The sequence below is a fragment of the Arthrobacter sp. NicSoilC5 genome, assembly GCF_019977395.1.
Lineage (GTDB): Bacteria > Actinomycetota > Actinomycetes > Actinomycetales > Micrococcaceae > Arthrobacter.
Map to the genome: position 1 here is coordinate 2,420,626 of NZ_AP024660.1, position 23,744 is coordinate 2,444,369.

Here is a 23,744-nt window from a genome sequence, read left to right on the forward strand (position 1 = left end):
CAGCCCCTGCTGCCGGCCAGTTTCTTATCACGGCACTACTTCCGGGCCGGAACCAACACCACTTCGAACGGGCTGGGCGGCTGGTTGAACTGCGCGTTCACGGCGGCCAGCGTATTTCCGAACAGGGCCACGGTGGTGGGGACATTGAACGAGCCGCTCTTGATGGTGCCTTCCACGACGCCGGAGGACAGGTCCCCGGACAGATCAATGCGGGCTATCTGGTTCAGCTGATTCTGGACCGCCCACAGGGTGCCGCCGCGCACCAGGATGCCGTCCACGAAGGGGACGCTGACGCCCTCAATGGCTGCACTCTCCCCCGTTTCAGGGTTGACCGTGTACACCGCACTGTCGGCTGTATGCGCCACCAGCAGGACCCTGCCGTCGTCAGCCGAGGCGATGCCGTTGAGGTTGAAGTCCGGCGTGAGGTCCGCGGCCGGCCCGCTCAGCTTAAGGGTCTTCACCGTTCCCAGTTCACCGTCTTCTCCCACCGGCAGGAAGTAGAGTTCCGCCGCGGCCGAATTGGTGAACCAGGCGCCCTCGCTGGTCAGGGTGACGTCGTTGATGAATCCCTTGGCCAGGTCAAAATCGGCCACAGGTTTGCCGGTGACGGTGTCGTAGACGAAAGCCTTGCCGGTGGTGGCGCCCGCCACGAACAACAGGTTGTGGCAGGGATCGGCCTTCATTCCGGCGGCTGCGCGCCCCTCGGGGGCGTGGATGAAGCGGGTGGCGGTGCTTTGGCGGAGGTTACCGCGGAAAATATCACCCGTGGTGAGTTCCCCTGCGTAAAAAGTCCTCCCCTCCCCCGCCGCGATGCCCTCCGCGGAGGTGGCGCCGTCGAGCACGATCTCCCCTGATCGGGGCGCGGCCGACGCCGGAACGGCTGTGGGGAGGAGCAGTGAAAGCAGGGCGGCAAGTCCCGCGGCGGCACGGCGGCGTACTGTTCGGCGCATGCTGGTTCCTTAGTCTGGTCTGATGCGCGCGGGGCCCATCTGCGGAAGCTCCGCACGATTGGTACTGCCAGTTTAAGCGCCGGTATTGGGCTTGCGAAGGCATGGGGGTACCCAATCTGCTTACAATCGAAACCTCTGACCACTACCGAGGGACCCATGAAGAAATTCGCCACAGCCCTGTTTGCCGCCGGCCTCGTTGCTTCTGCTACGGCCTGCACCGCCACACATCAACTGACCACCGCTGAGACCTGCGAGCGGATCCAGGCCGTTGTGTCGAACCCCGCCAACAACGCCGGCAAGACGGGCATGAACAACCTCGCCAACCAGATCCGTCCCATCCACGCCGTGGCCTCGGACGACCTCAAGCCTGCCCTGGCGCAGATCCTGGCGTACACGGACGAACAGGCCAAGGAGAACCCGGACAAGGACAAGCTTGCCGATTTGCAGTCCGGCTACCAGGAGGCCGGCAGCACCTACAGCAAGTTCTGCGGCCAGGGCGCCCAGTAGTCAGCTGATCCAGCCCGGGCGTCCTGTTCGCCCGGGCTGCGTCACAGCGTGGCCGGATCCGTGTTGGCACCGCAGAGGATGACGGCAACGCGCTCGTTCGTCCCCGGCACATACGCGCCGGAGGTCAACGCAGCGTAGGCCGCTGCAGCGCCGTGTTCCACCACGATCCGGTAGTCGTTCCAGAGTGCCGAGCGTGCCGCAATGATGTCAGCGTCGCTGACAAGGACGCTTTCGACGCCGCAGCGGACCGCCACTGAAAGGCCGATGTCGCCTGCGCGGCGGGCACCCAGGGAGTCGGCCGCGATACCCGATACGGCGACGTCCACCGGCTCACCGGCTGCCAGGGCGGCGTGCAGGGTCGGCGCTGTTTCCGGTTCGACGGCCACCACTTTGGCTGAGCCCTCGACGGCGGCGGCTACCCCCGCCATCAGCCCGCCTCCGCCCACTGCCACCAGGACGGTGTCCACGTCCGGTACCTGCTCCAGCAGCTCGGAGCCCACTGTTCCGGCACCGGCAGCGATTTCGGGCTGGTCATAGGCGTGGCAGTAAACCGCGCCGGTTTCCTCGGCGTGGGCCACGGCGGCCTGGTAGGCGACCGCGTACTCCGCCCCGCCCTGCACCACGGTGGCACCGATGGCCTTCAGCTTGGCGACCTTGACGGCGGGCGCGGCTTCCGGGACAAAGACGGTGGCCGGAACCCCCAGCTGCTTGGCGGCATAGGCATTGGCCAGCCCCGCGTTTCCGCCGGACGCCACCACGACGCCGACGCCGCCCCTGAGTTCCCCGCGCTCCTTCGCTGCCAGGATGCGGTTGAGCGCGCCACGCGCCTTGAATGTGCCCGTGTGCTGCATGAACTCGCATTTGAGCCAGACCTGGCCGTCGGACAGGCCCCGGTCCGCCTCCATCACGGGTGTTCTGCGGATAAGTCCGGCGGTCCGGCGCGCGGCCCGGTCAATGTCGGTGCGGGAGATCATGCCTAGACTTCGTCGTCCCAGGTACCCGGCTCCCCCAGCGCCTCTTCCGGCTTGCTTTCCTCCGGCTTGTCGCCGCCGGCCGCGTCCCCGCCCCCAACATAGGACGCGGGAACGGTTCCGGCGGCGTGGACCTGCTGTTCCTCACGGATGTTCGACGCGCCCGGCTGTTCGGGGTGCTGCCCGGACTGGGGTGCCTTTTTGGCGGCCTCCCTGGCTTCGTCCGGATCGCCCGGGCCCCGGAGGTCTGCGGTGTTCTGGGGATCGTCGCTGGAAACGGTCATGGTCCTGCCTTTCACCTGGGAACTGCCTGTTCTGCAGTTGCCTGTTGTGGAACTGCCTGCCGGCCGGGGAGACCCCTTCCGGGCCTCCAGCCTACGGTCTCGAGGCAGCCGTCGGTCCCTTCCGGCGCGCAATTTCCGGCAACCCGGCGCGCGACTCCCGGCAGCGGCAAATGGAATGTCATGATGCTTTCCATGGGCAAGCCGCACCCCGAGTGCTTGCCCCCGTGACCGGTGGCATGTTCAACCAGGCAGCCGCCATGAGACCGGAGCCTGCCATGACCGCTGTCCAGATCATCCCGCTGGTGATCCTCGTGGCGATGTTCGTCATCGCCACCAAATGGCCGCTGAACATCGGGGTGATGGGGCTGGTAGCCTCCTTCGGCGTCGGCTATTTCATGCTGGGAATGTCCGACCGGGAGATCCTGGCGGAATTCCCCGCCAGCATCGTCTTGACCATCATTGGCGTCACCTACTTCTTCAGCATGGCCCAGCGGAACGGCACCATCGACATCATCGTCAAGGGCTGCGTGCGGATGGTCCGCGGAAAGACCCTGCTGCTGCCGTGGGTGTTCTTCCTGATCGCCGCCGCGCTGACCTCGCTCGGCACGTTCTCGCCCGCCGCCGTCGCGCTGCTCGCTCCCGCGGCCATCGGATTCGCCTACGAATCGAGGATCCACCCCGTCCTCATGGGCGCGTTCATCATCAACGGCGCCCACGCCGGCGGCTTCTCCCCGCTGTCCGTTGCCGGTGTGCTGGTGCATGACATCGCCCTGAAGAACAACTTCCCCATCTCCCAGGGCGGCCTGTTCACTGCCAGTTTCGCCCTGAACCTGATCCTCTCCGTGCTCACCATCGTCCTGTTCGCCCTGATCGGCAGGCTGCGTGACGGCACCGCGGGCCAGCACGCGGACATCGACACCTCCGCCACCGGACGCCCGCACGGCCAGCAGGTCCTGACCCTCGTCCTGATCGCCGTGATGCTGGCAGCCACGCTCGGTTTCCACCTGCCCATCGGCTTTGTGGCCCTCTCCGCAGGCCTGCTCCTGGCATTCATCAACATTAAGGAGCACAGGACCTTCATCGGCGGCATTTCCTGGTCCACGGTCCTGCTGGTTGCCGGGATGATCACGTACGTCTCCCTGCTGGAGCACGTGGGCGTCATCGATACCTTGGCCGGGCAGGCCCTGGCCCTGGGTACGCCGCTGCTCATCGCACTGGTCCTGTGCTACGTGATCGGTGTCGGCTCGGCCTTCGCTTCCTCCACCGCCCTACTCACCGCGTTCATACCCCTGGCCGGACCCCTCCTGGCCACGAGCTCCCTCAGCGCCTCCGGAACTGTGGCCGCGCTGGCCATCGCGGCCACCGTCGTCGACGTCTCCCCCTTCTCCACTGATGGCGCACTGGTGGTGGCCAATGCCCGGGATCACGACCGGCAACGGGTCTACAAGCAGCTGACGTTCTATGCCGGCGGCGTGGTGATGGTGGCTCCGGCCCTGGCCTGGGCGCTGCTGGTACCCACCAACATTATGTAGCACTGCACTTCACCCCGCCGCTGGCGCCTGTGAATTCCAGCTCATTCGGGACATTGCGCCCGTCCCCGGCGTTAAACGGAGCGGCGGGAGGAGGCCGGATGATCATTGTGCTGACGGGCATCGACGGATCGGGAAAGTCGACGGCGGCCCGCGCCTTGGTGTCGATGGTGCGGGCCCGCGGCGGACGGGCCTTGCTGGTGAGCAACCATGCGGGCCGGCGGGTCATGTCCCTGGCCGCGGCCAGGCTGGGAGTGCGGCTGCCGGACAGGGTGGCAGACGGCGTCGAAACCCTTCTGCGGGTGGGCAACGTGCTGGTATCGCACCTGCGCGCCAGCCGGTTCGACGGCCTGGTGGTGATGGACCGCCACCTTCACTGCCAACTGGCACTGCGGCACGCAAAAGGGCTGCCCCGCGGACGCTTCCTCCCCTGGCTGCTGGCCCGGCTGCCGCAACCGGACGCCGTCTTCCACCTGGACATAGACAACGCCGAAGCCCACCGCCGCATCATTGTCCGTGGGACGGATTCGGAGAGCCTTGCTGACCTCGCCGCGTTCCACCACGGGTACCGGGAACTGCCGGAGTACGCGGGCTTTTTGCGGATAGACGCGTCCGCACCGGCGGGCGAGGTCGCGGCGGAGCTCAATTCCCGGCTGGAGTTCGCGCAGGCCTGAGGGGCGCGCAGGACGGGCCAGGACTTTGCAGTCCTGGCCCGCCTCCGCGCTGTGGGTTGCGGCTACCGCGAGGCAGTCGGGGAGGCCGACGACGAGGCGCCAGTGCCCGATGACATCGTCGCCGAAGAGGTGGACGAGGCGGTCGACGAAGCCGAGCCACTCGGCGAGGACGTGCCCATGGAACCCGACGAACTGGTGGAGGACGGGCTGGAAGTGCCGCCCCCGCCGTCGGCCTTCTTTAACACGTCATTGATGAGGCCCTCAAGTTCCTTCTGGTCCTTGTCGCCCAGGTCGGTGCCGCTCTTCGTGGCTACCACCAGAAGGCGCCCCTGCGCGGCGGAAACCTGCATCAGCTTCTGCTGGTTGTCACCGCTGCGGGTGCTGACGGTGGCGAAGGTCTTGTCCGCGTCGGTGTCCGCCTTCAGTTCCTTGCTGGACACGTCGTATTTCTGCCCCAGCGCGGAGACCGAGAACTTGGCGCACTGGTCCATCTTGCCGCTGATGTCGTTCAGGGTCTTTACGGCGTCTGGGCCGTCGCTGCCGGACTGGGCCGACAGGCTGCGCGGCTGGTTACCGTCCGAAAGTGCTACGGCAACGTCACCGTTTTCCACCTTGTCCAGCAGTCCAGCCGTGGCAATGTCCTTGCAGTCCTTGGGGTCGATGGTTGCCGTGCTCATGAGCAGGTTGGCGATATTTCCGCCCTGGTCAACCTGCTCCTTGGAGTACAGCTTGAGCTCATTGCCGTCAGCGTCCTTCATGCCCGAGATCAGGTCACGGAGCTGATCCTCCGAGTACACCTTGGCGTCCGCGGTCGGGCTGGCGGACGGCGACGCGGTGGCCGAACTGGACGGGGTGGCCGTACCGCCGCCCCCGCCCGAGCAGCCGGCCAATGCCAGCATCGCCGCAGCCATTACTCCAAGCGCAGAAACTTTTCGCATCAGGTTCACCCTCCAAAATAGACAGCATGCTTATCACTTTCACTGTAGACGTTCCCATTGGCACGGTGAAATAACGGCACGGGGGAAGTTTGCCGGATAGTGCCGCGTGCAGGATTTGTGCCGGATGCCCGCGGGGCCGTTGTGGAATAATCCGTGGCGGGAGGCGAGTGGACCGTGAACAGTGAGCTCATCCTCCGCGGGCACATTGTTTCGGCGACCCTGGATGTGCCGGACGGCGTTGTAGCGGTCGACGGCGGCGTGGTCACCTTTGCTGGGCCGGCGTCGGAATTTCCCGGGGTTCTTCCGGATCAGGCCGCGGCACCGGGGTTTCTCCTGCCGGGCCTGGTCGACCTGCACTGTCACGGGGCACACGGCTCTGACTTCTCGGAGGGCAACCCTGACGGTGCCCGCCACGCCGCCCGCTACCTTCACAGCCGCGGCACAACTACGCTTCTGGCCAGCATCGTCACGGGGCAGCCCGGACAGCTTGTCCGCAACCTTTCCGCTCTTCGGGGGCTGGCTGGTGAGGGCCTCATTGCCGGTTCGCATCTCGAGGGTCCATTCCTTTCAACGGAGCAGTGCGGCGCCCATGACACTGCGCTGCTGTTGGATCCCGATCCGGGCCTGGTGTCCGGATTCCTTGGTGCTGCCGGGGAATCAATGGTTTCCATGACCCTGGCGGCCGAGCTTTCCGGAGCGTTCGAACTTGTGGATCTCCTCGCGGCGCGCGGCATCATCCCGTCCTTGGGACACACGGCTGCGGATCATCCGACGGCGGCGGCTTTCCTTAAGCGCGCAGCGGGCGGTTTGGCCGCTGGCGGGCATTCCACGGGGCGGCGGCGGCCGACGGTTACCCACCTGTTCAACGCCATGCCTCCACTGCACCATCGCTCCCCCGGACCCGTCGCGGCATGCCTCAGCGCGGCACGGGCGGGAGAAGCGGTGGTGGAACTGATAGCCGACGGTGTACATGTGGCGCCCGAAACGGTGCAGTTGGTCTTTGATCTAGTTGGTGCGGACAATATCGCCCTCGTTACCGACTCGATGGCTGCAACCGGTCTTGACGACGGCCAATACCTGCTGGGGTCCCTTTCCGTCACGGTAGACCAAGGCGTGGCGCGGGTGGATGCCACTGGTGCCATTGCGGGTGGCACCAGCACGCTGCTGGAGGTCCTCCGGACTACTGTGGCCGCGGGTGTTTCCCTGCGGGACGCCGTAACCTCGGCGTCGGCTGTTCCAGCGTCCGTGCTGGGGCTCTCGGCGCAGGCCGGGGATCTGCGTCCCGGGATGCCGGCGGACGTGTTGGTGCTTGACCAGGATTTGAAGCTTGCCCGCGTGCTGCGGAAAGGCGCGAGGGTAAACTCCTCGGGCTGACCGCTACAGCCTGCTGAGGCGCACCGGTTTCGGGCGCCGCTTCGAATGTCGGACCCCCGTTGGATGATGTTCTTATGGGAATCGCCGGTGGTGTTGGGGTGGCTTTGGAAGGTGTCCATGCCTCCGTTGCTGCCCTTGATGCGCTGGAGAAAGAGGACGATTTCCTGGCTTCCGGGGCTCATGCTGGTGCCGGTGTGGATGTTAGCGCCGGTACGGATGTTTTGCAGCGGCGGTATGGGATTCGGCTGGAACGGCTGGAGCTTATGGCTCGGCTGGAGGCGCAGCTCGCTGCGACGAAAGCACACGACGCCGCTGAGGCAGTGGAGTTCCAGCAAGCGATGACGCCGCCGGACGCCTCGATCCAGGACCGCACTTACGCTGACATGTCGGTGGTGGAGGAAATCGCCGGGGTGCTGACCATCAGCTCCACGGCTGCGGGGGCGTTGGTGGAGCAGTCACGGCGCATCTGTTCCCTGCCACACGTCATGAACGCCCTGGCCGCGGGCGCGATGTCGTGGCAGCACGCACGAATTGTCGCCGACGAAACCGAAGGCCTCACCCCGGAGGGCGCGCTGAAGCTGGTGGCGCATTTCTTCGACCCTGACGCACCCCAGCCCGCCCGCGGCGCGGCCCCGGGTGACCTCGTTCCGTGCCGGTTCCGGGCCAAGGTCCGTGGGTGGCGGGAACGCCATCACCCCGACTCGATCGAGAAGCGCCATGTAAAGGGCGTGGCTGACCGGCGGATGGAATACACCCCCGACAAGGACGGCATGGCCTGGGTCTCCCTCTACCTCCCCGGGGACACCGCTTGCGCGATCTGGAACCGCACCACCGCCACCGCCCGCGGACTCCAAGGCCCCGACGAAGAGCGCACCCTCACCCAGCTGCGCCCCGACATCGCCGCATCCCTGCTTCTCGGCGCCGGGAACACCACACAGACCGGGAAACCCTCCGAGGCCGGGAAGGTGCCCACCCCGCGGGCCGACGTCCTGGTGATGGTGCCCGTATTCTCCCTCCTCGGAGTGACCGATGAACCCGCCGTACTGGATTGTTTCGGGCCGATCCCGGCGTCCATGGCACGGAAACTTGTCGCCGACGGGGCGGACTCCCTCTACCGGGTCCTGATCGACCCACGCGACGGCGCACCACTGGAAATCGGCCGCAAAAACTACCGGCTCACCGAAACCATCAAACGCTGGATCAGGCTGCGCGATACCAAGTGCACCTTCCGGGGCTGCACCAACCGCACCCCCGACAACGAAACCGACCACCTACAAGCCTGGCAACACGGCGGCACCACCAACGTCAGCAACCTGGCCCAACTCTGCCCCAAACACCATCGACTCAAACATCACAGCCAATGGACACCCGACCCGGCCACCAAGAATGAACCACCCGGCTGGACCTCACCCACGGGACGGCACTACAACGCCGAATACCAGGACTCAGAACCAACCCACTGGCCACCGGGAAACTGGCCGCAATGGCTGCAAAGGCTCATGCCAACGGAGCGAAGCCTCTTGGAGGAAGCCCTGTTGGAGCGCCTTGCCGTGTAGGAACTCTGGAGGAACCACAGAGCGACTGATGCTCCCCTTGGCACATCCCGGACAGCCAGCGAACCGGCTAGGCAGCCTCGGGGGATCCCGCAGCGCGGCCACGGAGCCTCATCCGTTGCGTGCGCTCCTTCATAGTGAGAGCCCGCAGCCGCGGAACGGCCCCAAGAGCAAGCGGCTGCCCATGGCCCGGCGCCAGCAACCGGGGACCCAGACCTGCGAGGCGTGTGATGGAGTCCATGGATTGCTCCCAGTTCCAGGTGGTGTACCTGGGTGGCCCGGACAGGTCCGGTACGCCTGAGAGGATGCCGCGGATGGAATTCAAACCCACCGTCACCACCGCATCCCCGGTGAGCAGGACGCCGTCGCCGGCGCGCCAATAGGCAACATGTCCCGGGGTATGGCCGGGCGTGGGGATGGCCGCCCACCCTGGCAGCCCTGGTATTCCTCCATCGCGGGGCAGGCGGCGGGCGACGTCCGTGATGTCACCGGACGCTTCGATCCTGCGGCGGGTGCGGGCGGGCAACGACCACAGGAGCGGGGCGATGATCCAGCGGTCCAGCGGCATTGAAAACTCGGGGATGTATTTCCCGGCGGCCATGGGCAACTCTGCTTGGTGAACGTACACCGGCACCTCCCACGTCCGGGCCAGGGCACCGGCAGCGCCGGAGTGGTCCGGATGGATGTGCGTCAGCAGGATGGCACCAGGCGTGATGCTATTCCCCAACTCTTGCTCCACAGCGCGCCGGACCGGCTCCGCGCTGCCGGCCCAGCCACAGTCCACCATCGCCCAGGTGGTACCCGAGCGCACAAGGTAGAGGTTTGCGGCCATTGGACCTGCACCGGAGGTCATCAACAGCACGCCGGAAGCAATCTCCCGCGGTTCGGTTACACGCGTCATCAGTCTTTTACACCACCGGGTGGCGAATCAGCGTTCGCAGCTTGTCAGGTGCGCTGCGGCGGGGATCGCCGAGGTAGATTTCGTGGTGCCTGCCGCGGACCTTCAGCCCGGCCTCCACCACCGCTGCGTCGAGGCGGGCGATTGTGGCGCCTTCGTCGGCGTAAGGACCGACATGGAGGGTCTGGGCGCAGCGGCCCTCTTCCCAACGCTCGAACTGGAGCAGGTCCAGTGCCGGAAGTTCCTTGGCCCGGGACTCCTCCCTGGCCCGCTCCAGCATGGCTTCGTCGATTGGTTCGGGCTGAACCATCATGGCCTGCCATCGCCATGATTCCCGGTCGACTCCTGAAAGGCCGCCGAAGCCTGCTGTTACGGGCTCGTCGGGGTCAGCGTGCCCAGGCTCGTCGAACCACCACAGTGCTTCCAGCGGCATTACTTTCGTGGCCAAACCAGCCCGCTTCTTGAGCCCGAAGTGCGCGGCGTAGCTGATGGTAAAGAGCGCCTGGACTGCTTCCGCGAATGCAGGTCCGTCGGGGTCCCCCTGGCCCCGGACCATGGCGAAGAGCAACAAAGGAACGTCAACGAAATCGACGGATCCCTTCCGCCCCTTGTAGAGGACTGCGATGTCCTCGCGAAGATCGCTCACCGCCCCTGGACTCACCTCGCCTGGATTCTCCTTGACGTCGCCATGCACCCAGTTTTTCGCCGCCCTTGCCAACCCAACAGGGCCTAACGGCCTTTCTAGCCGTCAGCCCCGGGCAGGCGCACCTCCACGAGTTCCCCGGTCACCCGCGTTTCGAAAAGTGGCTGCCGCGAAGTTGCCGGGCCGGCTTTCACTTCACCGGTGCGCAGAGAGAATGTGCTCCGGTGCCAGGGGCAGACGACGCACGGGTCGCCGTCGTGGTCTTTGATCTTGCCCTCGTGAAGCGGACCGGAGAGGTGGCTGCAGACGTCGGAGAGTACGTTGACCGTTCCGCCCTCACGGTGTACCAGCAACGGGATGCCGGCCACTTCGCGCTTGTGCAGGCCGCCCTCGGGCAGCTCCGTCAACGGTGCCAACGGGTGCCATCCTGACGGGAAGCGGTGCGGGATTTCCTCGCTGTGGTTCACGCCTGCTGCCTGGCGGTACGAAAGGTGGCCGCCCAGGAAGCCGCCGGCGCTGACGGTGGCCAGTCCAAGATATGCAAGCACCTTGCCGCTTCCCTGGCTGCCAGTTGACCGCTGCACCAGCGACGTGATGTAGAGGCCTGTGGCGGTGACGTTGGCCGCGGCGTGCACCAGGCCCACCCTCTGCTGCTGCGGATGAAGCTGGGACCAATCGGTGAATCCGGCCAGCGCAGACGGAATCACGCTGGCAGTGCCCACCCCTATAAGCAGCCGGGCAGCTTTTTCTCCGCCCGGGACCGCGTCGAGTACTCCTGCGGAGAGCCAGGCACCGATGGGCACCTGGACAGCAAGGGGATGCACCGGGTGGCCGATGGGAACGCCGTGGAGGACATCACGGGCCCAGCGCGGTTTGATGACCTTCAGGACGATTTTCCGGACGCTCTTGGCCAGTGGGTCAAGCCACTCGGCATCCTCGAAACGGGTGACAAGCTCAAGTGCGGGTAACGGTTTCATGTGTCCTCCCTTACCCCGATTACCGCAATCCACTCGCCGCTGAATACCCGTCCTGGGAAGGAGGTATTTCGCTTTTGGCGGCAGCTACCGAAGCGGGGACCCCAGCACCGTGAACCGGTGGCCTCCCATTTCACCGGACAGCAGCGGCTTCGCCTCGGCGATCGCGGCCTGCGTGCTGTCCAACTGCAGCGATGCCTGGTGCGCTTCGGCAGACTCCCACAGTTCCGAGACGAACACGGTGTCCGGCATATCGGCATTAATTCCCACCTCATACAGCAGGCACCCGGCTTCCTTCATCCCGGGTTTCGGCCGGAGCAGGATGGCCACCAGGGCATCGCGCTGGCCGGGCTTGGTTCCCAGCATTCCCACATTCGCAAAAGTCATAGGGACAGTCTGCCGCTTGCGGCGAACGCCGGAAAGGAGCACAAAGGCCAGCCCCGGCACAAGCGGCGCCCAGCTCCAAGCAGGGTGCGGTTGCCCCTAGCGCAGCTGCGCAGAGGGGAGGATATTTTTAAACACCGGATCAGCGAACAGAAGGATCCGGAGTCGAAGCCACCCGCACTGCGGGGCGCGCTGTTTGAAACGGGACGGGCAGGCTCCTGCCACCACAACGGTTTATTGAAAATGTGCTCAATTCCGGCGGCTTAAGGCTGCCCGCAAAGGTGAATCGCATCCTTTGAGGAGCAACAAGATATGTCCAACACTCGAATTAAGAGGCCAACCCGGGCAAGGCTGGCCATGGTTCCGGTCCTCTCACTGGGCCTGTTCGGAGGTTTCCTTGCGTTGGCCGCACCCGCCAACGCGGAAACAAGCCGCAACGGCTGTACCGTCGACCCAAAGGATCCCAAGGATCTCCGGGGCAACAAGGTCGATTTCAGGATCAAAGTGGACTGCAACGGCGAAAAGACCGTCGAGATCCGCCAGTTGCGCTACGAAGACGACCCCGGTCCGCGCAGCAGTGACGACTTCCTCGGCCGCACAGTCTTCACCGAGCAGTTTGATCGCCACGACGGCGCGAGGACCCTTTCCAGCATTGACCGTGTGCCTAACCTCGACCGCAGGGGCGCAGAAGAGGTCTACCAGCTGGTCTCGTTCCGCGTGCAGAACCACGGCGGACACTGGTCCGACTGGACCCCATGGGAGAAGAGCGCCGTAGTGGAAGTCCACCGCGACGGGAAGTAGAACTCTTCTTCCCCTTAGCGGGGAGCCAGGGGCAGCGTCCCTGGCTCCTCCCCGTTACGATCTGTCCGTTTCAGTCTGCGGCGCCCAGGTTTCCGGCATGGACGACGGCGCCACTCGCCGTCGTATCTTCCTTCAGCATCCAGCCCACCCGCTTGACCGTCCGCAGCATCACCGCGCTCTCCACAATGTCGATGCCGGGCACCTTCTGCTGCAGCGCCAGTTCAGCGGACATGACGTCTGCCAGCGTGTGCAGCCACATGATGATCACGAAGTTGGTGGGTCCGGTGGTGGAGGCGCTCAGCCGCACGTTGCTGATGGTGCGGATCTCTGCTGCGGCTGCCTCGTGCTGGCCGGCCGGTACGTTCACGAACCATTGGCAGGTCACCGGGAACGACGAGTAGCGCTGCGCGATTTCGCAGCGGAACGACAGGATGCCGCTGGCCAGCACGCGGTTCAGCTGGCGCTGCACGGTGGCGGGATGGCGGCCAAGGGCGCGGGCAATCTGCGCAGCTGTGGCACGGCCATCCCGGGCCAGGAACGGCAGCAGGTCAAGGTGGCTTTGCGGAAGCTGCCCGGCCACCTGCGCCGGCTCCGGGCGTGCCTGCGGTGCGAGGGTCCGCAGGGTGGCCAGCTGCGAACGGCTCAGGACATTCAACCGCCAGTCGTCGCCGCTGCTGTGCAGCCGTGTGCACAGGGCCACCTGGTACTTGGTCAGCCCGTCGATGGTTTTCAGCTGCGAGACCACCCGGTCGCTGAATTCCTCCAGCGACCGGGTAATGACAGTCAGCATCAGGTCCCGGTTGCTGGCCGCCTCCTCCACCGTCACGATCTCCGGCACAGCGGCCAGCTGCGCCGTGACGCTGTCCCGCCGGTTCATTTCGCAGTCAACGGCCACATACGCCAGGAGCATCTGCTTGGGGTCACCCGCCAGGTGCGCCGTCGTCCACGCAGCGCCCTGCGAGGCCAGCCTGTCCCAGCGGGCGGCGAGGGTAGTCGCATGGACGTCCAGCACCTTGGCGGCGTCAGCCCAGCCAAGCCTCGGCGCAGCCTGCAGCACTTGGATCAGGGCAAGGTCATCCTCGCTGAGCTCCACCCACGCCTCCTTCACCTTGCATGAATCCTGACGCCATCAGGCACTTGCAGAATAATTCCAGCGCTTTCCTTGATTGTGAACCACGCCACTTCAGAATAGTCCCCAAGCCCTGATGCCCATGCCAAGGAGTAACACGTGACCATAACCGCCGACGCCAAGGACCTGCAGGATGACCTGGTCCGCCTGCGCCACGACCTGCACCGGCAGCCGGAAATCGGGCTCCACCTTCCGCGCACCCAGGAGAAGGTTTTGGAGGCGCTGGACGGCCTCCCCTTCGAGATCACCCTGGGCAAGGAGACGACGTCGGTCACCGCAGTCCTGCGTGGCGGCAACTCTGATCCCGCCGGGCAGCGTCCCGCGGTCCTCCTCCGTGCAGACATGGACGGGCTGCCCGTCCAGGAGAAGACCGGGGTCCACTTCACATCCCAGGCTGACGGCGCCATGCACGCCTGCGGCCACGACCTGCACACCTCCATGCTCGCCGGAGCCGCCACCCTCCTGGCCGAGAAGAGGCACCAACTCCAGGGCGACGTCGTCCTCATGTTCCAGCCTGGCGAGGAAGGCTGCGACGGGGCCAGCTACATGATCCGGGAGGGCGTCCTGGACGCCGCTGGTCCACGCGTCCAGGCAGCGTACGGCATGCACGTGTTTTCCTCGCTGGAGCCGCACGGCACCTTTTGCACCAAGCCCGGCGTCATGCTCAGCGCGTCGGACGGCCTGGAAGTCACGGTGCTCGGCGCCGGCGGCCATGGTTCGGCACCGCATTCCGCGAAGGATCCGGTCACCGTGGCAGCAGAAATGGTGACAGCCCTGCAGGTCATGGTCACCCGCCAGTTCAACATGTTCGATCCCGTAGTCCTGTCCGTGGGCGTGCTGCACGCGGGGACCAAGCGGAACATCATCCCGGAATCTGCGCGCATCGAAGCAACCATCCGGACCTTCTCGGAAGCATCCCGCCTGAAGATGATGGACGCCGTGCCACGCCTGCTCAAGGGGATCGCCGCCGCACACGGAGTGGAGGTCGCCGTCGACTACCTGCAGGAATACCCGCTCACCATCACCAACGAAGACGAAACACACACCGCCGAAAAAGTGATCACCGAGCTTTTCGGCGAGCGCCGCCTCTCGCGCTGGGCCACCCCGCTCAGCGGCTCGGAGGACTTCTCCCGCGTGCTGGCCGAGGTACCCGGCACGTTTGTGGGCCTCAGCGCCGTGTCCCCCGGGGGCGACCCCGACGCGTCGCCGTTCAACCACTCCCCGTATGCCACGTTCGATGACGCGGTGCTCGCGGACGGCGCCGCACTCTACGCGGAACTCGCCATTTCGCGGCTGGCCACGCTCTCGCGGACCGCCTAAGTTTCCCCTCCCGTCCCCGGCAGCAGCGCCGCTGCCCTTTCCCGCAGACCAACCGACCAGGAAGAAGACCATGTCCGTTGCAGTAACCAAGCCCCAGACTGGACGCATGTCCACCGCCAAGACCATCGTCGGCACCGGCATCGGCAATGCCGTTGAGTGGTACGACTGGGCCATCTACGCCACGTTTACTCCCTTCATCGCCAGCCAGCTGTTCAGCAAGGAGGACCCGGCGTCGGCGGTGCTGTCCACCCTGGCGATCTTTGCGGTCGGCTTCGTAGCCCGGCCCTTCGGCGGCTTCCTCTTCGGCTGGATCGGCGACCGGGTGGGCCGGAAGACCTCGATGACTTTCGCCGTCGGCCTCGCCTCGCTGGGCAGCCTGCTGATCGGCATCGCCCCCACGTTCGCCAGCGTCGGTGCTTTCGCTTCGCTCATGCTGCTGGTGGCCCGCCTGGTGCAGGGCCTGGCACACGGCGGCGAGCTGCCGTCCTCGCAGACGTACCTGTCCGAGATGGCCCCCAAGGAACACCGCGGCTTCTGGGCCACCCTCATCTACACCTCAGGGACCGTGGGCATCCTCTTCGGAACGCTGCTGGGCGCCGTCCTGAACATGGCGCTGAGCACCGAGGCGATGAATGCCTGGGGCTGGCGGATCCCGTTCCTGATCGGTGCCGCCATGGGCCTGTACGCGCTGATCATGCGGTCACGCCTGCACGAGACCGAGGCATTCAAGGACGAGGCCGTCACCGCCAAGCGCGCTCCCATCTGGCCGCAGATTGTCCGCTACCGCAAGCAGGCCATGCAGGTCATCGGCCTGACCGTGGGCCTGACGGTGATCTACTACATCTGGGGCGTGGTGGCGCCAAGCTACGCCACCACCGCGCTGAAGATCGACCGCGGCGAGGCACTGTGGGCGGGCGTGATCGCCAACATCGTCTTCATCGCCGCCCTGCCCGTATGGGGAAAGCTCTCGGACCGCATCGGCCGCAAGAAGGTCCTGTGGGCCGGCGCAATCGGCTCCGCGGTGCTGCACTTCCCCATGACCTGGCTGCTGAAGGACTCCGCCTGGCAGCTGGCCGTGAGCATGTCCGTGATGCTGGTCTTCGTGGCTGCGAGCGCCGCCATTGTTCCGGCCGTGTACGCCGAGCTGTTCCCCACCTCCATCCGCACGGTGGGCGTGGGCGTGCCCTACTCCATCTGCGTGGCGGTGTTCGGCGGCACCGCCCCCTACCTGCAGCAGTGGCTGGGCTCGTCCCTTGGGGCGCCGCAGGTGTTCAACATCTACGCAGTGCTGCTCCTGGCGGTCAGCGCAGCGTTCGTGTTCACGATTCCTGAAACCAAGGGCAAGGACCTGACCCACTAGTCCCCGGCTTTACTGCAAACATCCCCGGCGCGGTTTTCCGTGCCGGGGATGTTTGGCGTTTCCAGGGTTTCGCGGCGGCCAGGTTGGATGGCGGCCAGGGTGGATGGCAGCCGGGCTGGATGGCAGGTTGGATGCGGCCCGGCTACGCGGCAGTGGGAAGCACCAGGAGGTAGCCGGCGGCCAGGCCGCTGCTCCAGCGCCGCGGCTCGCGGACTACGAACTGCGTGGCCAACTGCTCCGGCGTCAGCAGGGCATTGGGCGCCGGCGACGGGCCCCACTGGCCACTGCCGTAGGGGTAGAGCGGATCGAGGACGCGGATGCCGGTCACTGAAAAATCGGGGAACTGGCGCGGATCGCCCACCGATTCGAATCCGCTCATCACCCAGGCGTGGCGGCCACTCCACATCACCAGGCCCACCGGCCTGCCCGTCTCCGTGATGGCACGCGCCGCCGTCCGCACCGCTTCTTCATAGCCCGGAACGCTCACGACGGCGTACGGCCCCATCCCCGCTTCCGTCAGCACCTGCGCCCAGCCGAAGGGATTGGCGCCGTTGAACGAGTCCGAAGAGTGGGCGCGGGCCGTCTCCCACAGTTCGTTCTGCTGCGCGCGGTCAGCCCAGGTGCCGCCGCCGGTGTCGTCAATCAGGTTGTGCGCCATCTGGATGCTCGCGGCCACGCACCAGTCGAAGGTGTACTGCGGAACGAAGTCCCCCTCCCGGTACAGGTTGAGGGCAAACGGCTGGGGCACCGGGGCGGGAGCGGGAGCACTGGCGGGGGCGGGAGCGGGAGTGGCGGCCGGGATCGGCGCCTGCGGCGGAGCGAGGGCGACGTCGGCCGCATCCGGCGCGGAGCTTGCCGAACCGGACGCCGGGGTGGGCACCGTCGCGATCGCCCCAGGTGACGGGGCCGCGGATCCAGACACGGCTTGCCCCGCGCCCACCCCGGGCGTGCAGCCGGCAAGGAAGGCCATCACGGCGATGAGCCAGGCCAGAAGCCGGAGGCGGGCAGCGGTCATGATCGCTCCAGTCCATTTCACGTCGGGCGGACGTACCTGCTACCAGTCTCCCGCCCGCGCCTCCCCTTGACTACCCCACCCCACCTTCCCTACACTTTTCATAAAGCAGAATCTAAATTCCACAAAGCGGAAACGGTGAAGATGCCGGCAGCAAGGGAAGATAGATCAAAGCCCCTCCTCGGAAGGACCTACGATGACGTACACAGTGAACTGCTCCATCCTCCTCACGGAGCTTCCCCTGCTCGAACGCCCCGCCGCCGCCAAGGCCGCAGGCTTCGACGCCGTTGAGTTCTGGTGGCCCTTCGAAACCTCGGTCCCGGCGGACAGCGAGATCACCGCGTTCGAGAACGCCATCACGGACGCCGGGGTGCAGCTCACGGGCCTGAACTTCAACGCCGGCAACATGCCCGGCGGTGATCGCGGCCTGGTGTCCTGGAAGGGACGGTGCTCCGAGTTCAAGGACAACATCGACGTCGTGGCCGGCATCGGCGGGCGCCTGGGCTGCAAGGCCTTCAACGCCCTCTACGGCAACCGGCAGGACGAATTCACCCCCGAAGAGCAGGATGAACTCGCCGTCAAGAACCTGGCGGCAGCGGCCGAAGGCGTAGCCCGCATCGGCGGCACCGTCCTCCTCGAACCCGTAAGCGGCGCACCCAAATACCCGCTCCTCACCGCCGACGACGCACTCCAGGTCATCGCCCGCGTCAAGGAGGAAGCCGGCGTCGGGAACATCAAGCTCCTCGCCGACTTCTACCACCTGGCAGTCAACGGCGACGACGTCCAGGCAGTCATCGAAAACCATGCCAAGGAGTTCGGCCACATCCAGATCGCCGACAACCCCAGCCGCGGCGCCCCCGGCACCGGCACCCTCCCGCTCGGCGAATGGATCGCCCGCAGCCGCGAACTCGGTTACGAGGGCTACATCGGCCTCGAGTACAAGGAACCGCAGGAAACGGCCTTCAGCTGGGCCATCCGCCAGCGCATCTCCCAGTAATCCCCACCCGCCCAACTGAGTAGCAGTAGATGTCGTTTAGACCGCCCAAAACGACATCTACTGCGACCTAGTTGGGTAACCCCACACAGACTTTCAGGAAAGAGAACCATCATGAGCAACGTTGCAGTCATCGGACTCGGAATCATGGGCCTGCCCATGGCCATCAACCTGGTCAAGGCCGGCCACACTGTCACCGGATTCAACCGCAGCCAGGACAAGATCGACAAGCTGGTCTCCGAGGGCGGCCAGGGCGCCTCGAGCATCGCGGACGCCGTCAAGGACGCCGACGTCGTCATCACCATGGTGCCGGACTCCCCCGACGTTGAGGGCGTGGTCAGCGGCAAGGACGGCGTCTTCGCCAACGCGAAGCAGGGCGCGCTGTGGATCGACGCCTCCAGCATCCGCCCGGACATGGCCAAGCGCCTGTCCGACGAAGCCCGCGAAGCAGGCATCCGCCCCCTCGACGCCCCTGTCTCCGGCGGCGAACAGGGCGCCATCGACGCCGTCCTGTCCATCATGGTGGGCGGCGACAAGGCAGACTTCGACGACGCCCAGGACGTCCTGAACGCGGTCGGCAAAACCATCGTCCACGTCGGCCCCTCCGGCTCCGGCCAGACCGTCAAAGCGGCCAACCAGCTGATCGTGGCCGTCAACATTGAAGTCCTCGGCGAGGCCATCGCCTTCCTTGAGGCTTACGGCGTGGACACCGACGCCGCCCTCAAGGTCCTCGGCGGCGGCCTGGCCGGCTCCAAGGTCCTGGACCAGAAGGGCCAGAAGATGCTGGACCGCAACTTCGACCCCGGCTTCCGGCTCGCCCTGCACCACAAGGACCTGGGCATCGTCACCGCGGCCGCCCGCGAAGCGAACGTCGCCATCCCCCTCGGCGCAGTCGCCGCCCAGCTCGTCGCCGCCACCGTCAACCAGGGTGACGGCGCACTGGACCACTCCGGACTCTTCAAGCAGGTCCTGCAGCTCAGCGGCAGGAAGTAGCCACTCCCGGCGCAGCCGGGACAAAAGCGCGGAACAAGCACCTCAGCAGGGAACCCGCCGTCGTACACGAAACGACGGCGGTCCCTCCAGCACACCCAAAAACAGACTTTCAAGCTTTCAAGGAGCACCCCATGAGCAAGATGCGTACCGTTGATGCAGCGGTGGCCATCCTGGAAAAGGAAGGCGCCATCGAGGCGTTCGGCCTGCCAGGCGCCGCCATCAACCCCTTCTACTCCGCAATGCGCGCCCACGGCGGCATCCGCCACACCCTGGCCCGCCACGTTGAAGGTGCCAGCCACATGGCCGATGGCTTCAGCCGCGCCAAGGACGGCAACATCGGCATCTGCATCGGCACCTCCGGCCCCGCCGGCACCGACATGATCACCGGCCTGTACGCCGCCTGGGCAGACTCCATCCCCATGCTCTGCATCACCGGCCAGGCCCCCGTGGCCAAGCTGCACAAGGAGGACTTCCAGGCCGTGGACATCGAGTCCATTGCCAAGCCCGTCACCAAGATGGCCATGACCATCCTGGAACCGGGCCAGGTTCCCGGCGGCTTCCAGAAGGCCTTCCAGCTGATGCGCTCCGGCCGCCCTGGCCCGGTGCTGCTGGACCTGCCCATCGACGTGCAGATGGCAGAAATCGAATTCGACATCGACACCTACGAGCCACTCCCCGTTGAGAAGCCCAAGGCCTCCCGCAAGCAGCTGGAAAAGGCCCTGGACATGCTGCTCGCCGCCAAGCACCCGCTGATCGTGGCCGGCGGCGGCATCATCAACGCCGGCGCCTCCGCGGAGCTGGTGGAGCTGGCCGAAACCCTGAACGTTCCGGTCATCCCCACCCTGATGGGCTGGGGCACCATCCCGGATGACCACCAGCTCATGGCCGGCATGGTGGGCCTGCAGACCAGCCACCGCTACGGCAACGAGAACTACCTGCGGAGCGACTTCGTGATCGGCATCGGCAACCGCTGGGCCAACCGCCACACCGGCGGCCTGGAAACCTACACGGCAGGCCGCAAGTTCGTGCACATCGACATCGAGCCCACCCAGATCGGCCGCGTGTTCTCACCGGACCTGGGCATCGCGTCCGACGCCGGCGCGGCGCTGGCAGGGCTGGTTGAGCTCGCAAAGGAGCGGGCAGCGGCCGGGTCCCTGCCGGACTACAGCGCCTGGGTTGCCGAGTGCCAGGACCGGAAGGCCTCCCTGCACCGCAAGACGCACTTCGAGAACATCCCCATCAAGCCGCAGCGCGTGTACGAGGAGATGAACAAGTCCTTCGGCCGCGACACCACCTACGTTTCCACCATCGGCCTGTCCCAGATCGCCGGCGCGCAGATGCTGCACGTCTTCGGCCCGCGCAAGTGGATCAACGCCGGCCAGGCAGGCCCCCTGGGCTGGACCGCCCCGGCCGCCCTCGGCGTCGCCCGCTCCAACCCGGACCAGACCGTGGTGGCCCTCTCCGGCGACTACGACTTCCAGTTCATGATCGAGGAACTGGCCGTGGGCGCGCAGTTCAACCTGCCGTACATCCACGTGGTGGTGAACAACTCCTACCTGGGCCTGATCCGCCAGTCCCAGCGCGGCTTCAACATGGAACAGAACGTGTCCCTGGCGTTCGAAAACATCAACAGCTCCCACCTGTCCGAGGACACCCGCGGCTACGGCGTGGACCACCTGAAGGTGGCCGAGGGCCTGGGCTGCAAGGCCGTCCGCGTGGAGGACCCCAGCGACCTCGCCGCCGCGTTCGACAAGGCCAAGGCCCTGATGGGCGAATTCCGGGTTCCCGTGGTGGTGGAAGTGATCCTGGAAAAGGTCACCAACATCTCCATGGGCGTGGAAATCAACGCCGTGAACGAGTTCGAGGAACTGGCGGAATCCGCCGCCGACGCTCCCACCGCCATCCTGGCACTGCAGGCCTAACCATGCGCATCGTGATCGCCCCGGACAAGTTCAAGGGATCCCTGTCAGCCCTGGAGGTGTGCAGCCACCTGGAAAAGGGCCTGCAACGCGGGGCCGGCGGCAACCTTGACATCGTCCAGATTCCGGTGGCCGACGGCGGCGAGGGCACCCTCGACGCCGCCGTCGGCTCCGGCTTCACCCGCCGCACGGCAACGGTCGCCGGGCCAACCGGACAGCCGGTGGAAGCCGAGTTCGCCGTCCGGGGCCACGAAGCCGTCATCGAAATGGCCACAGCCTCCGGGCTGGCGCTGGTCCCCCGGGTAAAGGACGGCGGCCGCCCCAGCCCGGCGCATGCCACCACGGCCACCAGCCTGGGCACGGGGCAGCTCATCCGTGCCGCGCTGGACGCGGGTTGCCGCCGCATCGTGCTGGGCGTTGGGGGCAGCGCGAATACCGACGGCGGTGCGGGGCTCCTGCAGGGCCTCGGTGCCAGGTTCCTGGACAGCCGCAACAACGAACTTCCCCCGGGCGGTGCTGCGCTGGCCAACCTGCACAGCATCGACTTCACCGATTTTGAGCCCCGCCTGGTGGACACCCGCTTCGTGCTGGCATCCGACGTGGATAACCCGCTGCTCGGCGCCCAGGGCGCCGCGGCGGTGTTCGGTCCGCAAAAGGGCGCCACACCACAAGACGTCGGTATGCTCGACGCCGCCCTGGCCAGGTTTGTCGAAGTCCTGGCCAGGGAAATCGGATTCCGCGCCGTCAAGGCTGCCGAGGCTCCCGGAGCCGGGGCAGCCGGCGGCGTGGGCTACGCCGCCATCGCCGTCCTGGCCGCAACACGGCGGCCAGGCATCGACGTCGTCCTGGAATTCACCGGGCTGGCGGACCGCCTGGCCGGCGCCGACCTGGTGATCACCGGCGAAGGCAGCCTGGACGAACAAAGCCTGCTGGGCAAGACACCCATGGGCGTTGCCCGCTCCGCAGCGGCGCAGGGGGTCCCCGTCATCGCCGTCTGCGGCCGGACCACCCTGGACCAGGACCAGGCAGTGGCTGCCGGGTTCGAGGATGTCTACGCTTTGACGGCGCTCGAAACCGATGTAAACAGGTGCATAGCAGAGGCAGGACCGCTGCTGGAGCAGCTGGGCACCCAGATCAGTGCGGGGTTGGCGGCCGACAGGACCGCCGCCGCAAGTACCAAGGAGGACCTCCGTGTCTGAAGAACGTTTTGACCTCGTCATCCGGGGCCGGCGCATCCTGACCACCGCAGGCATCGCCCCGCGTGAAGTGGGCGTGCGCAATGGCAAGATCGTGGCCATTGAGCCGCTGGGCAACGGCCTGGCCGGCACCGAGGTCATCGAACTGGCCGACGACGAAACCCTGCTGCCCGGCCTGGTGGACACCCACGTCCACGTCAACGAACCAGGCCGCACCGAGTGGGAAGGCTTCGCCTCCGCCACCCGTGCAGCCGCGGCCGGCGGCGTGACCACCATCATCGACATGCCGCTGAACTCCGTCCCGCCCACCACCACGGTGGAGAACCTCAAGCTCAAGCGCGAGGTAGCCGAGGACCAGGCCTTCATCGACGTCGGGTTCTGGGGCGGCGCCATCCCCGGCAACAAGGCAGACCTGCGTCCCCTGCACGACGAAGGCGTGTTCGGCTTCAAGTGCTTCCTCCTGCACTCCGGCGTGGACGAGTTCCCGCACCTGGACGCGGATGAGATGGAAGAGGACATGGCCGAGCTGAAGTCCTTCGACTCGCTCATGATCGTCCACGCCGAGGACTCGCACGCCATCGACCGCGCACCCCACCCCGGCGGCGACCACTACGAAACCTTCCTCGCCTCCCGCCCCCGCGGTGCCGAGAACAAGGCCATCGCCGAGGTCATCGAACGGGCCCGCTGGACCGGTGCCCGCGCGCACATCCTGCACCTCTCGTCGTCGGACGCGCTGCCCATGATCGCCTCGGCAAAGCGCGACGGCGTCAAGCTCACCGTGGAGACGTGCCCGCACTACCTGACGCTGATGGCCGAGGAAATCCCGGACGGCGCAACCGCGTACAAGTGCTGCCCGCCCATCCGCGAGGCCTCCAACCGGGAACTGCTGTGGCAGGGCCTGCAGGACGGCACCATCGACTGCATCGTCTCGGACCACTCCCCCTCCACCCTGGACCTCAAGGACCTGGAAAACGGCGACTTTGCCGTGGCCTGGGGCGGCGTCTCGTCACTGCAGCTGGGCCTGTCCCTGATCTGGAGCGAAGCCCGGCACCGCGGCATCCCGCTGGAACAGGTGGTGTCCTGGATGGCGGAGAAGCCCGCCAACCTGGCCCGCCTCACCAACAAGGGACAGCTGGCGCTGGGCTACGACGCCGACTTCGCGGTCTTCGCCCCTGATGAGGCCTTCGTGGTGGACGTGTCCAAGCTCAAGCACAAGAACCCCATCACGCCTTATGACGGCAAGACCCTCGCCGGCGTGGTCCGCAAGACCTTCCTGCGCGGCGCCGTGGTGGACGGCCAGACCCCCACGGGCAAGCTGATCCGCCGCGGCGGCGTATAAGG

The 23,744-nt window shown here is 66.3% G+C and carries 23 protein-coding genes; 13 read left to right on the forward strand and 10 right to left on the reverse strand.

Translation table 11 applies throughout. The features are described 5' to 3' along the window. Positions 1–35: 35 nt before the first annotated feature. On the reverse strand, positions 36–950 hold the full coding sequence (locus LDO22_RS11390; RefSeq protein WP_224023193.1) for a hypothetical protein: 915 nt from the start codon (positions 948–950) through the stop codon (positions 36–38). Positions 951–1,106: 156 nt separating this feature from the next. Here LDO22_RS11390 and LDO22_RS11395 point away from each other — a divergent pair, with 156 nt between their 5' ends. Further along, complete coding sequence (locus LDO22_RS11395; protein WP_159630386.1) at positions 1,107–1,457, forward strand: hypothetical protein; 351 nt, start codon at positions 1,107–1,109, stop codon at positions 1,455–1,457. 41 nt (positions 1,458–1,498) lie between these two features. Here the strand turns inward: LDO22_RS11395 and LDO22_RS11400 are convergent, their stop codons facing one another. Together LDO22_RS11400 and LDO22_RS11405 are read right to left on the reverse strand one after the other, a co-directional pair. After that, complete coding sequence (locus LDO22_RS11400) at positions 1,499–2,431, reverse strand: threonine/serine dehydratase (protein WP_224023195.1); 933 nt, start codon at positions 2,429–2,431, stop codon at positions 1,499–1,501. Between the two features lie 2 nt (positions 2,432–2,433). After that, complete coding sequence (locus LDO22_RS11405; RefSeq protein ID WP_224023196.1) at positions 2,434–2,712, reverse strand: hypothetical protein; 279 nt, start codon at positions 2,710–2,712, stop codon at positions 2,434–2,436. 275 nt (positions 2,713–2,987) lie between these two features. Between LDO22_RS11405 and LDO22_RS11410 the strand changes: the two genes are divergently transcribed. Both LDO22_RS11410 and LDO22_RS11415 read left to right on the forward strand, forming a co-directional pair. Beyond that, positions 2,988–4,244, forward strand: a complete 1,257-nt coding sequence (locus LDO22_RS11410; RefSeq protein WP_159630380.1) for an SLC13 family permease — start codon at positions 2,988–2,990, stop codon at positions 4,242–4,244. Between the two features lie 98 nt (positions 4,245–4,342). After that, a complete protein-coding gene (locus LDO22_RS11415; protein ID WP_224023198.1) occupies positions 4,343–4,915 on the forward strand; it encodes an AAA family ATPase in 573 nt (190 codons plus the stop codon). 62 nt (positions 4,916–4,977) lie between these two features. On the opposite strand, the gene LDO22_RS11420 is transcribed toward LDO22_RS11415, so the two are convergent. Further along, complete coding sequence (locus tag LDO22_RS11420; protein ID WP_224023200.1) at positions 4,978–5,853, reverse strand: hypothetical protein; 876 nt, start codon at positions 5,851–5,853, stop codon at positions 4,978–4,980. A gap of 174 nt (positions 5,854–6,027) precedes the next feature. On the opposite strand from LDO22_RS11420, the gene LDO22_RS11425 reads away from it, so the two are divergent. Further along, complete coding sequence (locus LDO22_RS11425) at positions 6,028–7,227, forward strand: amidohydrolase family protein (RefSeq protein WP_224023202.1); 1,200 nt, start codon at positions 6,028–6,030, stop codon at positions 7,225–7,227. 74 nt (positions 7,228–7,301) lie between these two features. Then, positions 7,302–8,783, forward strand: a complete 1,482-nt coding sequence (locus tag LDO22_RS11430) for an HNH endonuclease signature motif containing protein (RefSeq protein ID WP_224023204.1) — start codon at positions 7,302–7,304, stop codon at positions 8,781–8,783. Positions 8,784–8,850: 67 nt separating this feature from the next. On the opposite strand, the gene LDO22_RS11435 is transcribed toward LDO22_RS11430, so the two are convergent. The 4 genes from LDO22_RS11435 to LDO22_RS11450 form a co-directional block, all read right to left on the reverse strand. Beyond that, positions 8,851–9,681 carry an MBL fold metallo-hydrolase gene (locus tag LDO22_RS11435; RefSeq protein ID WP_224023206.1) on the reverse strand — a complete coding sequence of 277 codons (831 nt, stop codon included), beginning with the start codon at positions 9,679–9,681 and terminating at the stop codon, positions 8,851–8,853. A 7-nt stretch (positions 9,682–9,688) separates the two neighbouring features. Next, entirely contained in the window at positions 9,689–10,324 is a 636-nt protein-coding gene (locus LDO22_RS11440; protein WP_224023208.1) for a GyrI-like domain-containing protein, read from the reverse strand. Positions 10,325–10,419: 95 nt separating this feature from the next. Then, the gene (locus LDO22_RS11445) at positions 10,420–11,298 is read right to left on the reverse strand and encodes a Rieske 2Fe-2S domain-containing protein (protein WP_224023209.1); all 879 of its coding nucleotides are present in this window, start codon (positions 11,296–11,298) and stop codon (positions 10,420–10,422) included. 84 nt (positions 11,299–11,382) lie between these two features. Continuing rightward, complete coding sequence (locus LDO22_RS11450; RefSeq protein WP_159630366.1) at positions 11,383–11,682, reverse strand: putative quinol monooxygenase; 300 nt, start codon at positions 11,680–11,682, stop codon at positions 11,383–11,385. 309 nt (positions 11,683–11,991) lie between these two features. On the opposite strand from LDO22_RS11450, the gene LDO22_RS11455 reads away from it, so the two are divergent. Further along, complete coding sequence (locus LDO22_RS11455; protein WP_224023212.1) at positions 11,992–12,480, forward strand: hypothetical protein; 489 nt, start codon at positions 11,992–11,994, stop codon at positions 12,478–12,480. A 70-nt stretch (positions 12,481–12,550) separates the two neighbouring features. On the opposite strand, the gene LDO22_RS11460 is transcribed toward LDO22_RS11455, so the two are convergent. Then, positions 12,551–13,573, reverse strand: coding sequence for an Lrp/AsnC family transcriptional regulator (locus LDO22_RS11460; RefSeq protein WP_224023214.1), 1,023 nt, complete (start codon positions 13,571–13,573; stop codon positions 12,551–12,553). A 135-nt stretch (positions 13,574–13,708) separates the two neighbouring features. Between LDO22_RS11460 and LDO22_RS11465 the strand changes: the two genes are divergently transcribed. Next, positions 13,709–14,929, forward strand: coding sequence for a M20 family metallopeptidase (locus LDO22_RS11465; RefSeq protein WP_224023216.1), 1,221 nt, complete (start codon positions 13,709–13,711; stop codon positions 14,927–14,929). A 70-nt stretch (positions 14,930–14,999) separates the two neighbouring features. After that, positions 15,000–16,289 (forward strand): MFS transporter, encoded by a 1,290-nt coding sequence (locus LDO22_RS11470; protein WP_224023218.1) that lies wholly within the window; start codon positions 15,000–15,002, stop codon positions 16,287–16,289. Positions 16,290–16,431: 142 nt separating this feature from the next. On the opposite strand, the gene LDO22_RS11475 is transcribed toward LDO22_RS11470, so the two are convergent. Continuing rightward, positions 16,432–17,304, reverse strand: a complete 873-nt coding sequence (locus tag LDO22_RS11475) for a hypothetical protein (protein ID WP_224023220.1) — start codon at positions 17,302–17,304, stop codon at positions 16,432–16,434. Between the two features lie 193 nt (positions 17,305–17,497). Between LDO22_RS11475 and LDO22_RS11480 the strand changes: the two genes are divergently transcribed. The 5 genes from LDO22_RS11480 (at position 17,498) to allB (ending at position 23,742) form a co-directional block, all read left to right on the forward strand. Continuing rightward, positions 17,498–18,298 (forward strand): TIM barrel protein, encoded by an 801-nt coding sequence (locus tag LDO22_RS11480; RefSeq protein WP_224023221.1) that lies wholly within the window; start codon positions 17,498–17,500, stop codon positions 18,296–18,298. Positions 18,299–18,358: 60 nt separating this feature from the next. After that, a complete protein-coding gene (locus LDO22_RS11485; RefSeq protein WP_224027226.1) occupies positions 18,359–19,288 on the forward strand; it encodes a 2-hydroxy-3-oxopropionate reductase in 930 nt (309 codons plus the stop codon). A gap of 131 nt (positions 19,289–19,419) precedes the next feature. After that, entirely contained in the window at positions 19,420–21,210 is a 1,791-nt protein-coding gene (gene gcl, locus LDO22_RS11490) for a glyoxylate carboligase (protein ID WP_224023223.1), read from the forward strand. A gap of 2 nt (positions 21,211–21,212) precedes the next feature. Further along, on the forward strand, positions 21,213–22,406 hold the full coding sequence (locus LDO22_RS11495; protein ID WP_224023225.1) for a glycerate kinase: 1,194 nt from the start codon (positions 21,213–21,215) through the stop codon (positions 22,404–22,406). Beyond that, on the forward strand, positions 22,399–23,742 hold the full coding sequence (gene allB / locus LDO22_RS11500) for an allantoinase AllB (RefSeq protein ID WP_224023227.1): 1,344 nt from the start codon (positions 22,399–22,401) through the stop codon (positions 23,740–23,742). The genes LDO22_RS11495 and allB overlap by 8 nt, the downstream gene beginning before the upstream one ends. The last annotated feature ends 2 nt before the right edge of the window (positions 23,743–23,744 follow it).

Excerpts from the sequence above, each read along its gene's own strand:
- LDO22_RS11390 (WP_224023193.1), bottom strand. The coding sequence starts at position 950 with ATGCGCCGAACAGTACGCCGCCGTGCCGCCGCGGGACTTGCCGCCCTG.
- LDO22_RS11395 (WP_159630386.1), top strand. The coding sequence starts at position 1,107 with ATGAAGAAATTCGCCACAGCCCTGTTTGCCGCCGGCCTCGTTGCTTCT.
- LDO22_RS11400 (WP_224023195.1), bottom strand. The coding sequence starts at position 2,431 with ATGATCTCCCGCACCGACATTGACCGGGCCGCGCGCCGGACCGCCGGA.
- LDO22_RS11405 (WP_224023196.1), bottom strand. The coding sequence starts at position 2,712 with ATGACCGTTTCCAGCGACGATCCCCAGAACACCGCAGACCTCCGGGGC.
- LDO22_RS11410 (WP_159630380.1), top strand. The coding sequence starts at position 2,988 with ATGACCGCTGTCCAGATCATCCCGCTGGTGATCCTCGTGGCGATGTTC.
- LDO22_RS11415 (WP_224023198.1), top strand. The coding sequence starts at position 4,343 with ATGATCATTGTGCTGACGGGCATCGACGGATCGGGAAAGTCGACGGCG.
- LDO22_RS11420 (WP_224023200.1), bottom strand. The coding sequence starts at position 5,853 with ATGCGAAAAGTTTCTGCGCTTGGAGTAATGGCTGCGGCGATGCTGGCA.
- LDO22_RS11430 (WP_224023204.1), top strand. The coding sequence starts at position 7,302 with ATGGGAATCGCCGGTGGTGTTGGGGTGGCTTTGGAAGGTGTCCATGCC.
- LDO22_RS11435 (WP_224023206.1), bottom strand. The coding sequence starts at position 9,681 with ATGACGCGTGTAACCGAACCGCGGGAGATTGCTTCCGGCGTGCTGTTG.
- LDO22_RS11445 (WP_224023209.1), bottom strand. The coding sequence starts at position 11,298 with ATGAAACCGTTACCCGCACTTGAGCTTGTCACCCGTTTCGAGGATGCC.
- LDO22_RS11450 (WP_159630366.1), bottom strand. The coding sequence starts at position 11,682 with ATGACTTTTGCGAATGTGGGAATGCTGGGAACCAAGCCCGGCCAGCGC.
- LDO22_RS11455 (WP_224023212.1), top strand. The coding sequence starts at position 11,992 with ATGTCCAACACTCGAATTAAGAGGCCAACCCGGGCAAGGCTGGCCATG.
- LDO22_RS11470 (WP_224023218.1), top strand. The coding sequence starts at position 15,000 with ATGTCCGTTGCAGTAACCAAGCCCCAGACTGGACGCATGTCCACCGCC.
- LDO22_RS11475 (WP_224023220.1), bottom strand. The coding sequence starts at position 17,304 with ATGACCGCTGCCCGCCTCCGGCTTCTGGCCTGGCTCATCGCCGTGATG.
- LDO22_RS11480 (WP_224023221.1), top strand. The coding sequence starts at position 17,498 with ATGACGTACACAGTGAACTGCTCCATCCTCCTCACGGAGCTTCCCCTG.
- gcl (WP_224023223.1), top strand. The coding sequence starts at position 19,420 with ATGAGCAAGATGCGTACCGTTGATGCAGCGGTGGCCATCCTGGAAAAG.
- LDO22_RS11495 (WP_224023225.1), top strand. The coding sequence starts at position 21,213 with ATGCGCATCGTGATCGCCCCGGACAAGTTCAAGGGATCCCTGTCAGCC.